The 13,988-nt window shown below is 71.3% G+C and carries 15 protein-coding genes; 8 read left to right on the forward strand and 7 right to left on the reverse strand.

The genetic code is table 11. The features are described from left to right. Window positions 1–28: 28 nt before the first annotated feature. The 4 genes from BMW99_RS09110 (at window position 29) to BMW99_RS09125 (ending at window position 3,084) form a co-directional block, all read left to right on the forward strand. Window positions 29–451 carry a Mov34/MPN/PAD-1 family protein gene (locus tag BMW99_RS09110; RefSeq protein WP_069464088.1) on the forward strand — a complete coding sequence of 141 codons (423 nt, stop codon included), beginning with the start codon at window positions 29–31 and terminating at the stop codon, window positions 449–451. A 365-nt stretch (window positions 452–816) separates the two neighbouring features. Continuing rightward, complete coding sequence (locus BMW99_RS09115) at window positions 817–1,095, forward strand: MoaD/ThiS family protein (protein WP_069464087.1); 279 nt, start codon at window positions 817–819, stop codon at window positions 1,093–1,095. Beyond that, window positions 1,095–2,045 carry a PLP-dependent cysteine synthase family protein gene (locus BMW99_RS09120; RefSeq protein WP_069464086.1) on the forward strand — a complete coding sequence of 317 codons (951 nt, stop codon included), beginning with the start codon at window positions 1,095–1,097 and terminating at the stop codon, window positions 2,043–2,045. The genes BMW99_RS09115 and BMW99_RS09120 overlap by 1 nt, the downstream gene beginning before the upstream one ends. 286 nt (window positions 2,046–2,331) lie before the next feature. Next, window positions 2,332–3,084 (forward strand): MBL fold metallo-hydrolase, encoded by a 753-nt coding sequence (locus tag BMW99_RS09125; protein WP_069464085.1) that lies wholly within the window; start codon window positions 2,332–2,334, stop codon window positions 3,082–3,084. A gap of 59 nt (window positions 3,085–3,143) precedes the next feature. Here BMW99_RS09125 and BMW99_RS09130 read toward each other — a convergent pair whose 3' ends face one another. Further along, a complete protein-coding gene (locus BMW99_RS09130) occupies window positions 3,144–4,412 on the reverse strand; it encodes a PTS transporter subunit EIIC (protein ID WP_069464084.1) in 1,269 nt (422 codons plus the stop codon). A gap of 175 nt (window positions 4,413–4,587) precedes the next feature. Beyond that, window positions 4,588–5,898, reverse strand: coding sequence for a PTS transporter subunit EIIC (locus BMW99_RS09135; RefSeq protein ID WP_075016585.1), 1,311 nt, complete (start codon window positions 5,896–5,898; stop codon window positions 4,588–4,590). Window positions 5,899–6,114: 216 nt separating this feature from the next. On the opposite strand from BMW99_RS09135, the gene BMW99_RS09140 reads away from it, so the two are divergent. Both BMW99_RS09140 and rph read left to right on the forward strand, forming a co-directional pair. Beyond that, complete coding sequence (locus BMW99_RS09140) at window positions 6,115–6,348, forward strand: glucose PTS transporter subunit EIIB (RefSeq protein ID WP_075016586.1); 234 nt, start codon at window positions 6,115–6,117, stop codon at window positions 6,346–6,348. 156 nt (window positions 6,349–6,504) lie between these two features. Continuing rightward, entirely contained in the window at window positions 6,505–7,230 is a 726-nt protein-coding gene (gene rph / locus BMW99_RS09145; protein ID WP_075016587.1) for a ribonuclease PH, read from the forward strand. A 30-nt stretch (window positions 7,231–7,260) separates the two neighbouring features. Here the strand turns inward: rph and BMW99_RS09150 are convergent, their stop codons facing one another. The 3 genes from BMW99_RS09150 to BMW99_RS09160 form a co-directional block, all read right to left on the reverse strand. Then, window positions 7,261–8,256 carry an ABC transporter ATP-binding protein gene (locus tag BMW99_RS09150; RefSeq protein WP_069466458.1) on the reverse strand — a complete coding sequence of 332 codons (996 nt, stop codon included), beginning with the start codon at window positions 8,254–8,256 and terminating at the stop codon, window positions 7,261–7,263. 3 nt (window positions 8,257–8,259) lie between these two features. After that, window positions 8,260–9,024, reverse strand: coding sequence for an ABC transporter permease (locus BMW99_RS09155; RefSeq protein WP_079175999.1), 765 nt, complete (start codon window positions 9,022–9,024; stop codon window positions 8,260–8,262). A 115-nt stretch (window positions 9,025–9,139) separates the two neighbouring features. Next, on the reverse strand, window positions 9,140–9,883 hold the full coding sequence (locus tag BMW99_RS09160) for an ABC transporter permease (protein WP_075016623.1): 744 nt from the start codon (window positions 9,881–9,883) through the stop codon (window positions 9,140–9,142). Window positions 9,884–10,241: 358 nt separating this feature from the next. Between BMW99_RS09160 and BMW99_RS09165 the strand changes: the two genes are divergently transcribed. Continuing rightward, a complete protein-coding gene (locus BMW99_RS09165) occupies window positions 10,242–12,608 on the forward strand; it encodes a transglycosylase domain-containing protein (protein ID WP_075016588.1) in 2,367 nt (788 codons plus the stop codon). Window positions 12,609–12,711: 103 nt separating this feature from the next. On the opposite strand, the gene BMW99_RS09170 is transcribed toward BMW99_RS09165, so the two are convergent. Then, window positions 12,712–13,014 (reverse strand): GroES family chaperonin, encoded by a 303-nt coding sequence (locus BMW99_RS09170; protein WP_069466970.1) that lies wholly within the window; start codon window positions 13,012–13,014, stop codon window positions 12,712–12,714. A gap of 49 nt (window positions 13,015–13,063) precedes the next feature. Then, window positions 13,064–13,387: a DUF3618 domain-containing protein gene (locus BMW99_RS09175; protein ID WP_069466969.1), complete on the reverse strand. Its 324-nt coding sequence runs from the start codon at window positions 13,385–13,387 to the stop codon at window positions 13,064–13,066. 99 nt (window positions 13,388–13,486) lie between these two features. Between BMW99_RS09175 and bcp the strand changes: the two genes are divergently transcribed. Then, window positions 13,487–13,954, forward strand: coding sequence for a thioredoxin-dependent thiol peroxidase (gene bcp / locus BMW99_RS09180; RefSeq protein WP_069466968.1), 468 nt, complete (start codon window positions 13,487–13,489; stop codon window positions 13,952–13,954). Window positions 13,955–13,988: the final 34 nt, after the last annotated feature.

Consider the following 13,988-nt stretch of genomic DNA (forward strand, 5'->3'; position numbering starts at 1 on the left):
GCCGGCCGGGCTTTGTTACGTTGCCCGCATGCTGACCATCACCCAGGACCTGTACGACAAGATCGTCGCGCACGCCCGCGCCGACCACCCCGACGAGGCGTGCGGGATCGTCGCGGGCCCGGCGGGCAGCGACCGCCCCGAGCGCTTCGTCCCGATGCTGAACGCGGCCCGCTCGCCCACGTTCTACGAGTTCGACTCCGCCGACCTGCTGCGGCTCTACCGCGACCTGGACGACCGCGACGAGGAGCCGGTGATCGTCTACCACTCGCACACCGCCACCGAGGCGTACCCCTCGCGCACCGACATCTCCTACGCCAACGAGCCGGGCGCCCACTACGTGCTGGTGTCCACCGCGGAGGAGTTCGGCGACCGGCCGCAGTTCCGCTCGTTCCGCATCGTGGACGGCCAGGTCACCGAGGAACCCGTCGAGGTCGCGGCCTCGGCCGCCTGAGTCCCGGATCCTGGGACGACCGTCTCGGGCCGCCGGGGGGAATCGATACGATGACCGCATGGTTTTCATGGACGTGAGCGACAAGGCGCCGGGCACCCTGCTCGTGGCGCGGCTGCACGTCGACCTGTGCCGCCGCACGGCCGCGGCGTGTCCCCGCGCCTGAACGCGCCGGCCGCGGCACGCACCGCCGCGGCGCGGAACCGGCCACGCCACGGCAGCACCGCACCACGGCACCACCGAACGACAGCGCCGACCGCACCGCAGCCCGCACCACCGCGCATCGCCCGCAGTCCCGCAGCATCCCGCCCCGCCGCACGGCACCCCGTCCCGCACGCCCGCCCGCACGCACTCACAGGAGCGCAGCCATGGCCATCGAGGTCCGCATCCCGACCATCCTCCGCACCTACACCGACGGCCAGAAGGCCGTGGAGGGCGCCGGGGCCACCCTCGACGAGCTCTTCACCGACCTCGACAGCCGGCACGCCGGCCTGCGTGAGCGCGTCGTCGACGGCGGCGAGCTGCGCCGCTTCGTGAACGTCTACCTCAACGACGAGGACGTCCGCTTCCTCGACGGCATCTCCACCAAGCTCACCGACGGCGACAGCGTGACGATCCTGCCCGCCGTCGCCGGAGGCGCGCGCTGATGCGCTATGACAGCCCGCTGGCCGCGGTCGGCAACACCCCGCTGGTCCGGCTCCCGCGCCTGTCGCCGTCCGCGGAGGTGAGCGTCTGGGCGAAGCTGGAGGACCGCAACCCCACCGGCTCGGTCAAGGACCGCCCGGCCCTGCACATGATCGAGCAGGCCGAGGCGGACGGGGTGCTCACCCCCGGCTGCACCATCCTCGAACCCACGTCCGGCAACACCGGCATCTCGCTGGCGATGGCCGCCCGCCTCAAGGGCTACCGGATCGTGTGCGTGATGCCGGAGAACACCTCCTCCGAGCGGCGCGAGCTGCTCGCGATGTGGGGTGCCGAGATCATCTCCTCGCCGGCGGCCGGCGGCTCCAACACGGCGGTGCGCGTCGCCAAGGAACTGGCCGCCGAACACCCGGACTGGGTGATGCTCTACCAGTACGGCAACGCCGCCAACCCCGGCGCGCACTACGCCACCACCGGCCCGGAGATCCTCGCCGACCTGCCGACCCTCACCCACTTCGTCGCGGGCCTGGGCACCACCGGCACGCTCATGGGCGTCGGCCGCTACCTGCGCGAGAAGGCCCCCGGCGTGGCGATCGTGGCCGCCGAGCCCCGCTACGACGACGTCGTCTACGGGCTGCGCAACCTCGACGAGGGCTTCGTGCCCGAGCTGTACGACGCGACGGTGCTCACCACCCGCTTCTCCGTCGGCTCCGAGGACGCGGTCCGCCGCACCCGTGAACTGCTGTCCCAGGAGGGCATCTTCGCCGGGATCTCGACCGGCGCCGCGCTGCACGCCGCGCTCGGCGTGGCGAACAAGGCGCTGCGCGCGGGGGAACGCGCCGACGTGGTGTTCGTCGTCGCGGACGGCGGCTGGAAGTACCTGTCGACCGGCATCTACACCGCGGAGTCCACCGAGGCTGCCGTCGCCGCGCTGCACGGCCAGCTGTGGGCGTGAACCCGGCCTGACCGGATGCGGCCGGGTCGGGGTCGGGCGCCGGTCCGGCTCCGGTCCCGGGCGCGATCGGGGCCCGGCTCGCGCCGCGGTCGCCGCGGGGTTTCAATGAGGGCGGGCGAGCGTTCTGGCGCCCGCCCGTCCTGGTGATTCCGCCCACAACAGGGCACGACGGAGGAGCAGCGGCGACAGGAGGCGCTTACCCTTCCAGGACAGGCGGACGGTCCCGCCACCCCCCACCCCAGCCGGAATGGGGTGGTGCGGCGCGCCCTCGGAGGTGGTTCCCGGCATGAAGCTCACCGTCGTCGGCTGCTCGGGTTCGTTCCCGTCGGCGGACTCGGCCTGCTCCAGCTACCTCGTGGAGGCCGACGGCTTCCGGATGCTGATCGACATGGGCAACGGCGCGCTCGGCGAACTGCAGCGCCACGTCGGCCTGTACGACCTGGACGCCGTCCTGCTCAGCCACCTGCACGCCGACCACTGCATCGACATGTGCGGCTACTTCGTGGCCCGTTACTACCGCCACGACGGCGGACCCGCCTCGGCCATCCCCGTGTACGGCCCGGCCGGCACCGAGCGGCGGCTGAGCATCGCCTACGGCGACGTGCCGGACGAGAAGTGCATGAGCGAGGTCTTCGACTTCCGGACCCTCAAGCCCGGGTCGTTCACCCTCGGCCCGTTCACCGTCAGCACCGACCTGGTCGCCCACCCCGTGGAGGCGTACGGCTTCCGCGTCGAGCAGGGCGGTTCGGTGCTGGCGTACTCCGGCGACACCGGCCCCTGCGCGTCGCTGAAGACCCTCGCCGAGGGCGCCGACCTGTTCCTGTGCGAGGCCTCCTTCACCCACGGCAAGGAGGACATCCCCGACCTGCACCTCAACGGGCGCGAGGCCGGGCAGGCGGCGACGCGCGCCGGGGCGGGCCGGCTGGTCCTCACCCACATCCCGCCGTGGACCAACCCGTCGGTCAGCCTGCGGGACGCGCAGGGCGCGTACGACGGCCCGGTGGAACTGGCCAAGGCCGGCGCGGTCTACGAGATCTGAGCGGACGCCAGAAGAGCCCGGGACCGTCAGGGACGGTCCCGGGCTCTCTGGTTCACCCGTTACTTGGTGAGGTCCTCGATCTCCTCCTCGGGCTCCCGGCCGGGAGTCTTGAGGTTGAACCTCACGATCGCGAACCGGAACACGAAGTAGTAGATCGCCGCGAAGCACAGGCCGATCGGGATGATCAGCCACGGCTTGGTCGCGTGGTTCCAGTTGAGCACGTAGTCGATGAAGCCGGCGGAGAAGTTGAAGCCGGCGTGCACGCCCAGGCCCGTGGTGACGGCCATCGACGCGGCGGTCAGCAGCACGTGGATCACGTACAGGATCGGCGCGATGAACATGAACGAGAACTCGATCGGCTCGGTGACACCGGTGACGAACGAGGTCAGCGCCAGGGAGACCATCATGCCCAGGACGGCCTTGCGGCGCTCGGGACGCGCGGTGTGCGCCATGGCCAGGGCGGCGGCCGGCAGGCCGAACATCATGATCGGGAAGAAGCCCGACTGGAACATGCCCGCGGTGTGGTCGCCGGCCAGGAAGCGCGGGATGTCGCCGTGCACCACGGTGCCGGCGGGGGTGGTGTAGTCGCCGAGCTGGAACCAGGCCACCGCGTTGACGAACTGGTGCATGCCGACCGGGATCAGCGCCCGGTTGACGCCGCCGAAGATCGCCGCGCCGCCGGAGCCCAGGCCCGTCATCCAGTCACCGAAGTGCGTGATGCCGTTGCCGATCGGCTCCCAGACCAGGCCGAAGAAGACGCCGACCAGCAGGCCGACGAAGGCCATCAGGATCGGCACCAGGCGGCGGCCGTTGAAGAAGCCGAGCCAGTCGACGAGCTTGGTGCGGTGGAAGCGCTGCCAGACCACGGCCGACAGCAGGCCCATGATGATGCCGCCGAGGACGCCGGGGTCGTTGTAGACCGCCGCGACGTCGACGCCGTTGTTGGCGGTGGTGTTGATCACCGCGTCGTGCACCGGGAACGCCTGCAGGACCTTGCTGTAGACGAGGAAGCCGACCACCGCGGCGAGCGCGGTGGAGCCGTCCGACTTCTTGGCGAAACCGATGGCCACGCCCAGGCAGAAGAGGATGGGGAGCGCGCCGGTCAGGGCGCCGCCGGCGTTGGCGAAGACCGTGGCGACCTTGCCCCAGCCCAGTCCGTCCTTGCCGAAGACGTCGTCGGCGCCGAGCCGGACCATGATGCCTGCGGCGGGCAGGACGGCGATCGGCAGCTGGAGGCTGCGTCCGACCTTCTGCAGTCCCTGGAACAGGCCGGAGCCCCGCTTCTTCGCGGGAGCCGCGGGTGCCGCCGAGGCGGTGGCCGTACTCATGAGATGACAATCCAATCCGTGGTCTATACCACTCAGTGGTGTAGACCTTTTTAACACGTCAGGTCCGCGTAAAGGAATGGGTCATTCCGTATGGCCTCCGCCACATTCGGCCTGATCAGGCAACCTTTGTGGCGATTCGTGATCCGGCCGTGACGCGACCGGGACCGGGTGGCGACTACCTGACGTTCTCCCGCTCCAGCTCGTCGCCGATCTCGTCCGGCTCGCGCCCGGGTGTCTTCAGGTCGAAGGCGGTGATCACGAACCGGAACAGCGCGTAGTACACGACGGCGAAGCCGGCTCCCACGACCAGGATCAGCCACGGCTTGGTGGCCAGGTTCCAGTTGATGACGTAGTCGATCAGCCCGGCCGAGAAGCTGAAGCCGTCCTTGATCCCCAGCGCCCAGCACAGCGCCATGGAGACGCCGGTCAGGACCGCGTGGATCGCGTACAGCAGAGGCGCGATGAAGAGGAAAGAGTACTCGATCGGCTCGGTGATCCCGGTGACGAACGAGGTCAGGGCCACCGACAGCATCAGACCGGAGACCTCCTTGCGGCGGTGCGGCTTGGCGGTGTGGGCGATGGCCAGGGCCGCGGCGGGCAGCGCGAACATCATGATCGGGAAGAAGCCGGTCTGGAACTGGCCGGCCGTGGGGTCGCCGGCCAGGAAGCGCGGGATGTCGCCGTGCACCACGGTGCCGTCCGGCTTGGTGAAGTCGCCGAACTGGAACCAGACGAAGGTGTTCAGGAACTGGTGCAGGCCGATGGTGAGCAGCGCGCGGTTGGCGATGCCGAAGATCCCCGAACCGGTCGAGCCGAGGTCCACCAGCTTCTTGGAGAACGCGGTCAGCCCGTCGCCGATCGGGGGCCAGATCCACAGGCACACCACGGCGAACACGATCGCCACCCCGGACATGATGATCGGCACCAGGCGGCGGCCGTTGAAGAACCCGAGCCAGTCCGGGAGCCGGGTGCGGTGGAAGCGCTGCCACAGGTAGGCGGTGGACAGGCCCATCACGATGCCGCCGAAGACGCCCGGGTTCTGGTACGTGGCGACGATCGCGGTGTTGTCCTTGGCGATGCAGGCGCCCGCCTGGAACGCGCTCCCGGCCGCGCAGTCCTTGGGGAAGGCGTGCAGCACGCCGTTGTAGACCAGGAAGCCGGCGACCGCGGCCAGCGCGGTCGAGCCGTCGGACTTCCTGGCCATGCCGATGGCCACGCCCACGCAGAACAGCAGCGGAAGCCCGAGGCTGCCGTCCAGCAGCGCGCCGCCCGCGCCCGCGAAGACCTTCGCCAGCCGGTCCCAGCCCAGCCCGGTCGGGCCGAAGACGTCGTCCTGGCCGAGCCGGTTGAGGATGCCGGCGGCCGGCAGCACCGCGATGGGGAGCTGGAGGCTGCGGCCCATCTTCTGCAGCCCCTGGAAGAACACCGACCACGGGGACTTGCGGGGAGCCGCGGAGCTGGGGCCGACCACGCTGTCCGTGCTCATCGCTGTCCTCCCTGGTGGCGGCCGCTCCCGCGTCCGTTACAGTGGTCTAAACCACTGAGGGCGGCGTGGGCGCCGCCGCTCCCGCCCGGACCGGACCGCCCATGATCGTCATGGTGGTCCCCCGGGCGGACAACCGCCCGTGAAGCTGGGCCAACCGTGGGTTACCGTGACAATACGGACCCGCCGGTGGGTCAGGGGCAACAGGGAGACACACAGATGGCCACCAAGGCTGAGAAGATCGTCGCCGGTCTCGGCGGAATCGACAACATCGAAGAGGTCGAGGGCTGCATCACCCGGCTCCGCACCGAGGTCAAGGACCCCGGCCTCGTCGACGAGGCCGCGCTGAAGGCGGCCGGAGCCCACGGCGTCGTCAAGATGGGCAACGCGATCCAGGTGGTCATCGGCACCGACGCCGACCCGATCGCCGCCGACATCGAGGACCTGATGTAGGAGGCGGCGGGCAGCGCACGCTGAACCCTCCGAGCCGGCCGCCGTACCCGGGACACCCCCCGGGCACGGCGGCCGGTTCGCGTTCCCCCCGCCGGCGGCGCGTCCCGCCGCCCCGCCCGGGCCCGCCACCGCCCTCACCCGGATAGGCTCGGCCCCATGTCACGATTCGACGGCCGCACCCCCGACCAGCTCCGCCCCGTCACCATCGAGCGCGGCTGGAGCAAGCACGCCGAAGGCTCCGTCCTGGTGTCGTTCGGCGACACCCGCGTGCTGTGCACCGCCAGCGCCACCCAGGGCGTACCGCGATGGCGCAAGGGCAGCGGCGAGGGCTGGGTCACCGCCGAGTACGCGATGCTGCCGCGCGCCACCAACGACCGCGGCGACCGCGAATCCGTCCGCGGCAAGATCGGCGGCCGCACCCACGAGATCTCCCGGCTCATCGGCCGCTCGCTGCGCGGCGTCATCGACTACAAGACGCTCGGCGAGAACACCATCGTGCTCGACTGCGACGTCCTGCAGGCCGACGGCGGCACCCGCACCGCCGCGATCACCGGCGCCTACGTGGCCCTGGCCGACGCCGTCGCCTGGATGCGCGACAACCACCTCATCCGCGCCAAGGCCCAGCCGCTCACCGGCACCGTCGCCGCCGTCAGCGTCGGCATCGTCGGCGGCGTGCCCCTCCTCGACCTCGCCTACGAGGAGGACGTCAAGGCCGAGACCGACATGAACGTCGTCTGCACCGGCGACGGCCGCTTCGTGGAGGTCCAGGGCACCGCCGAGGGCCAGCCCTTCGACCGCGCCGAACTCGACACCCTCCTCGACCTCGCGGTCCAGGGCTGCGCCGACCTCACCGCGATCCAGCAGGCGGCGCTGGAGGGCTGACCCGCCGGCCACCACCACCCGCCGGCCCGGTCACGCACCGGACCGGCGGTCCTCCGCGGCGCCGTACATGCGGGCGATGACGTCCTCGATCGCCGGCTCCCGCACCGACAGGTCCACCAGCGGAAAACGGTCGGCCAGCGCGGCCACCAGCGGCGCGGCGCTCGCCGACGCCGGGAACGCCAGCCACTGCCGCGGCCCCTCCGACCGCACGCAGCGCGCACCCGGCAGCTCCACCGGCGGCAGCTCCCGGGCGAAGTCCACCACCAGCGTCCGCTCGCTCTCACCCACCGCGTGCAGCCCCGCCAGATCCCCGTCGTACACCAGCCGCCCGTGGTCGATGACCATCACCCGACGGCACAGCGTCTCGATGTCCGTCAGGTCGTGCGTCGTCAGCAGCACCGTCGTACCCCGCTCGGCGTTGACCTCCCTCAGGAACGACCGCACCTTCGTCTTGCTCACCACGTCCAGGCCGATCGTCGGCTCGTCCAGGTACAGCACCTCCGGATCGTGCAGCAGCGCCGCCGCGATGTCCCCGCGCATCCGCTGCCCCAGCGACAGCTGCCGCACCGGCACGTCCAGCAGCGGCCCCAGATCCAGCAGCTCCACGCACGCCTCCAGGTTCCTGGCGTACCGCGCCGGCTCGATCCGGTACATCCGGCGCACCAGGTGGTACGAGTCGCGCAGCGGCAGATCCCACCACAGCGTCGTGCGCTGCCCGAACACCACCCCGATCCGCCGCGCCAGCCGCGTCCGCTCCCGCGTCGGATCGATCCCGTCGATCCGGATCCGGCCCGCACTCGGATTCAGGATGCCCGTCAGCATCTTGATCGTCGTGGACTTCCCCGCCCCGTTCGGCCCGATGTAGCCGACCACCTCGCCACGCGGCACCGAGAACGAGATGCCGTCCACCGCCCGCACCTCGTGCCGGGTACGCCGCAACGCCCCCGCCCGGCGGCGCACCTCGAACACCTTCTCCACGCCGTCCAGCTCGATGACGGTCCCCGCGCCGCCCGTCGCGTCACCCATCGCTCAGCTCCCTGTACTGCGATACGAACGAAGCCCCGCACGCCAGGCCGCACCGGCCAGCGCACAGCAGCAGAAGGCCACCACCGGCGACAGGAAGTCCACCCAGCCCGGCAGGCCCAGCGGATCCGGCTCACCCAGGATGCGCAACGCCGGCAGCCAGTTCACGAACGCCAGCGGCACCACGAACGTCACCCCCCGCACCAGCTCCCGCGCGAACACCCCCGGCGGATACTGCAGCATCGTGTTGCCGCCGTACGTCACCGAGTTCTGCACCTCCGACGCGTCCGACGCCCAGAACTGGAACGCGCCGCCCGCCACGAACACCGCACAGAAGATCGCCGCACCCGACACCAGCATCACCGGCAGCAGCACCACCTTCACCGGCGTCCACGCCACGTCCACCCGCATCAGCGCCCAGCCCAGCACCAGCAGACCCTGCGTGATCCGGCCCAGCCGGCGCAGCGCGAACCGGTCCGCCGCGACCTGCGCCAGCACCGGCACCGGCCGCAGCAGCAACGTGTCCAGCGTGCCGTCGCGCACCCGCCGCCCCAGCCGGTCCATCGACCCCATCAGCAGGTCCGCCACCCCGAACGCGGTACTCGTCGTGCCGTACAGGAACGCCACCTCCGGCAGCGTGAACCCGCCCAGCACCCGCACGTGCGCGAACATCAGCACGATCGTCACGAAGTCCAGCGCCGTCGCCGCGAAGTTCCCCAGCGCCGTCATCACGAACGACAACCGGTACGCCATCGTCGAGCGCACCCACATCCCGACGATCAGCAGATACGCCCAGCCCGCCTGGAACGCCGCCGCACCCGGCCGCCGCCGCACCCGCCCCACCCCGCGCGGGCCCGCGTCCGCCGCCTCCCACCGCTCCGCGCTCTCAGCCACCCTGGACCACCACCCGGCGCGCCGCCACCGTCTGCAGCAGCCGCCCCGCCCCCAGCAGCACCACCGCCCAGCCCGCCTGGAACGCCAGCGCACCCGCTGCCGACGGCCCGCTGTCCCGGCCCAGCAGCACATCCGCCGGGACCTGCAGCATCGCCGCCCACGGCAGCGCCCGCGCCACCACCCCCAGCCACCCCGGGAACACCGTCAACGGCAGCAGCATCCCCGAGAAGAACAAGCCCGCCAGCCACGCCACCTGCGTCACCCCCGACCCGTCCAGCAGCCAGAACGCGCTCAGCGCCACCAGGAACCGCACCGCGAAACTCACCACCGCGCCCAGCGCCACCGCCACCAGGAACAGCAGCCACGTCACCGCGTCCGACGGCAGCGCCAGATCGAAGACCAGCGCCCCGCACACCATCGGCAGCACCCCCCGCCCCAGCAGATGGAACGCCGACCGGCCCAGATCCGCCGACAGCCACCACGCCTGCAGATCCGCCGGCCGGTACAGGTCCACCGCGATGTCGCCCGACCTGATCCGCTCCATCAGCTCGTCCTCGAACCCGCCGCCCATCAGCGCCATCGTCATCAGCAGCGCCTGCCCGACCCACACGTACGTCAGCGCCTGCGCCTGCGTGTAACCGCCCAGATGCGGCCGCTGGTCCCACAGCGCGATGTAGCTGTACGACACGATCAGGCCGAACACGGAATTGGTGAACACCCCCGCCGCCGTCGCCATGCGGTACGTGGCGTACCGGCGGAAACCGCGGACCGCCACCGCCGCGTAGAACGCGCCCACCTCGCCCCGCACCTCCCGCCGCCACCGCCGAAGGCCCGGACGGCCCTCCAGGGCGCCGAGCACACGAGCCGAGCAGCCTAGTGCGCGGCCCGCGCCGGCGGCCAACGAATTTCCCCCCGGCACGTTTGGCGCACCTGTCACAGGGGAGTCACGGATGCGCGCCGGTGATCCGCGGCGGACCCCCGATGCGAGAAGGTGAGACCGAGGACTGTGTGGGTGTACGCGGTCGTACGTAACGATTAGTCCACCATGTACCGCCGCGGCCAACCCCGGCGGCCGCCGAGGAGTCCCCTAAGACATGAACGCTGCGCCGAACCCGTCAGGCGGCCGAACCGGCCTGCGCCGCATCCTGCCCACCTGGCGGACGATGACCGGCCTCGTCCTCACCGGCCTGCTGCTCCTCATCGGCGCGTTCTTCGTCGGCTACGCCCTGGTGTCCATCCCCGACGCGAACGCCGCGGCCGTCGCGCAGAACAACGTCTACCTCTACGCCGACGGCAAGACCGAGCTGTCCCGCGACGGCGCCGTCAACCGGCAGAACGTCCCCCTCAGCGGCGTCGCCAAGACCGCCCAGTACGCCGTCCTGTCCGCGGAGGACCGCAACTTCTACCACGAGTCCGCGGTCAGCCCGAAGGCCATGGTCCGCGCCATCTGGAACACCGCGACCGGCAAGGGCCGCCAGTCCGGCTCCACCATCACCCAGCAGTACGTGAAGAACTACTACCTCAACCAGAACCAGACCGCGTCGCGGAAGGTCAAGGAGTTCTTCATCGCGATCAAGCTGGACCGCAACGAGACCAAGGACCAGATCCTCGAGGGCTACCTCAACACCAGCTACTACGGCCGCAACGCCTACGGCATCCAGGCCGCCGCCGAGGCCTACTTCGGCAAGGACGCCGCCCACCTCACCACCGCCCAGGGCGCCTACCTCGCCACCCTCCTCAACGCCCCCAGCGAGTACGACCTCGCCGCCCACCCCGAGAACGCCGCCGCCGCCAAGGGCCGCTGGAACTACGTCCTCGACGGCATGGTCAAGGAAGGCTGGCTCACCGCCTCCGAACGCCACGCCACCGCGTTCCCCGCCCTCGGCAAACCCAAGCCCATCGCCAGCAAGGCCGGCCAGCGCGGCTACATCATCGAGGCCGTCAACCGCTACCTCACCGACCACCACATCGTCGACGCCGACTCCCTGCGCAGCGGCGGCTACACCATCACCACCACCATCCAGAAGCCCAAGGAGGACGCCCTCGTCAAGGCCGCCCAGGACAACGTCTACGACAAACTCGGCCACCGCACCGCCGACACCTACGTCCGCGCGGGCGCCGTCTCCATCGACCCCGCCACCGGCGACGTCGTCGCCCTCTACGGCGGCATCGACTACACCAAGCAGTACGTCAGCAGCGCCACCAACAGCACCTACCAGCCCGGCTCCACCTTCAAGCCCGTCGTCCTCACCTCCGCCTTCGAACACCATTCCCAGACCCAGGACGGCGACCCCATCACCCCGTCCACCGACTACGACGGCACCAACAAGCGGCAGGTCCAGGGCCCCGACGGCCCCGTCGGCTACCACCCCGCCAACGAGGACGACCGCTCCTACCCGACCATCGACGTCACCCACGCGATGGACAGGTCCGTCAACGCGGTCTACGCGCAGATGGCCCAGGACGTCGGCACCGGCAAGGTCACCGACACCGCGCGCTCCCTCGGCCTCCCCGACAGCGTCAAGATCCCCCAGACCCCCGCCATGGCCCTCGGCGCGTTCGGCGCCAGCCCCCTCGACATGGCCCAGGTCTACGCCACCCTCGCCGACCACGGCCGGGAGATCCCCTACTCCCTGGTGATCAAGGTCACCAAGGACGGCAACGACCTCGGCCTGCCCCAGCGCGACCCCGTCCAGGCCGTGCCCCGCGCCGCCGCCGACACCACCACCTCCGTCCTGCGGAGCGTCGTCGACGACCCCCAGGGCACCGCCGTCGCCGCCCAGAACTCCGGATGGCCCTCCGCCGCCAAGACCGGCACCGCCGAAGAGGACCGCGCCGCCTGGTTCGCCGGCTACACCCCCAAGCTCGCCACCGTCGTCGCCATCCTCGGCATGAACCCCGACACCGGCGCGCAGGAGAAGCTCTACAACGCCATGAACCAGTCGCGCATCAACGGCGGCGGCCCGCCCGGCGAGGTCTGGGCCCAGTACACCGCGGCCGCACTCAACGGCACCCCCGTCCAGGACTTCACCCTGAACACCGACGGCGACGGCACCCCGCCCACCGACGAACCCACCACCCCGGACAGCAGCTCGCCCGGCCAGTCGCCCACCGCCACCGGCACCACCCCCAGCCGCCCGCCCACCTCGCAGACCCCCAGCAGCACCCCGCCCAGCAGCCAGCCGCCCAGCACCACCCCGCCCACCGGCGACCCCACCCCGACCGACACCCTGCAGCCCGCCGGGGGCGTCACCGGCGGAGGCGGCACGGGCGGCGGCACCGGCGGCACCGGAACCAACGGCGGCACCAGCGGCGGCACGGACACCGGCACCACCAGCGGCGGCACCGGCAACCAGGCCCCGCCCGCACCCAACGCGACCGCCGCCGGCGCCTCCGGCGGCGCCGGCACCAGGACCGACACGCTCCAGCAGCAGCCCGCGACGCAGACGACCGCGCCGTAACCCGCGCCGCACACAGCAAGAACCCGGGCGGGACGAAGCCCACCGCCCGGGTCCGATCCAGGGGTCCTGGTGTCCCCGCGGCTGCCACCCGCACCCGCGGCTGCTACAGATACAGGCCCGTCGAGTCGTCCGTGCCCTGCAGCCGCTCGGCCGCCACCGCGTGCAGGTCCCGCTCGCGCATCAGCACGTAGGCCACACCCCGCACCTCGACCTCGGCCCGGTCCTCCGGGTCGTAGAGCACCCGGTCTCCGACCTCGACGGTCCGGACGTTCTGCCCCACCGCCACCACCTCGGCCCACGCCAGCCGCTTGCCCACGGCCGCCGTCGCCGGAATCAGGATGCCGCCGCCACTGCGGCGCTCGCCCTCACCACTGTCCTGACGCACCAGAACGCGGTCGTGCAGCATGCGAATGGGCAGCTTGTCGTGCTCACTGTTGGAACTCACGACACCGACGTTACCGGCGCCGCCGCCGCACCGAGAATCCCGCCACCACGCCGAGCAGCACCACCGCGCCCGCCGCCGGAACGATCCGCTCGAGCCGCGGCTTCCCGTCCTCCGTCACGAACTGCGCCCGCACCTTGCCGACCGCGCGGTTCGCCGCGACATACGCCTGCCCCACGGAACGGTCCAGCGCCGACACGGCCTTCGCCTTGGTGTCCCGCACCATCGTCGACGGGTGCACCCGGACCGCGAGCTCGTCGAGCGTCGCCGCCAGACCGTCCCGCCTGCGGGCGATGTCCGCCTCGATCTGGGCGGGCGTCCTCGCACCTTCCGACACGCACTGCCTCCCTCGCCTGATTCGGTAGCGTTCGGACAGTCTGTCAGCACGACCCGGCCCGCGCCGCGTCGGCACCCCCGTTTGCCCGAGGAGCTTTTCATGGCCACGCGACTCGCCCCCGGCGACACCGCCCCCGACTTCACCCTCCCTGACGCCGACGGCAAGCCCGTCTCCCTCGCCGACCACCGCGGCCGCAGGACGATCGTCTACTTCTACCCCTCCGCGATGACCCCCGGCTGCACCAAGCAGGCCTGCGACTTCACCGACAACCTCGACGTACTGGCCGCCGCCGGCTACGACGTCATCGGCGTCTCGCCGGACAAGCCGGAGAAGCTGGCGAAGTTCCGCGAGAAGGAGTCCCTCAAGGTCACCCTCGTCTCCGACCCCGACCGCACCGTCCTCGACGCCTACGGCGCCTACGGCGAGAAGAGCAGCTACGGCCGCACGATCATGGGCGTCATCCGCTCCACCATCGTCGTCGACGAGACCGGCAAGGTCTCCCACGCCTTCTACAACGTCCGCGCCACCGGCCACGTCGCCAAACTCCTCCGCGACCTGGAGGTCTGACGATCCCGCCCACCGCCCGGCCGTAACCCCGGTG

It is taken from the genome of Actinacidiphila rubida, assembly GCF_900110255.1.
GTDB lineage: Bacteria > Actinomycetota > Actinomycetes > Streptomycetales > Streptomycetaceae > Actinacidiphila > Actinacidiphila rubida.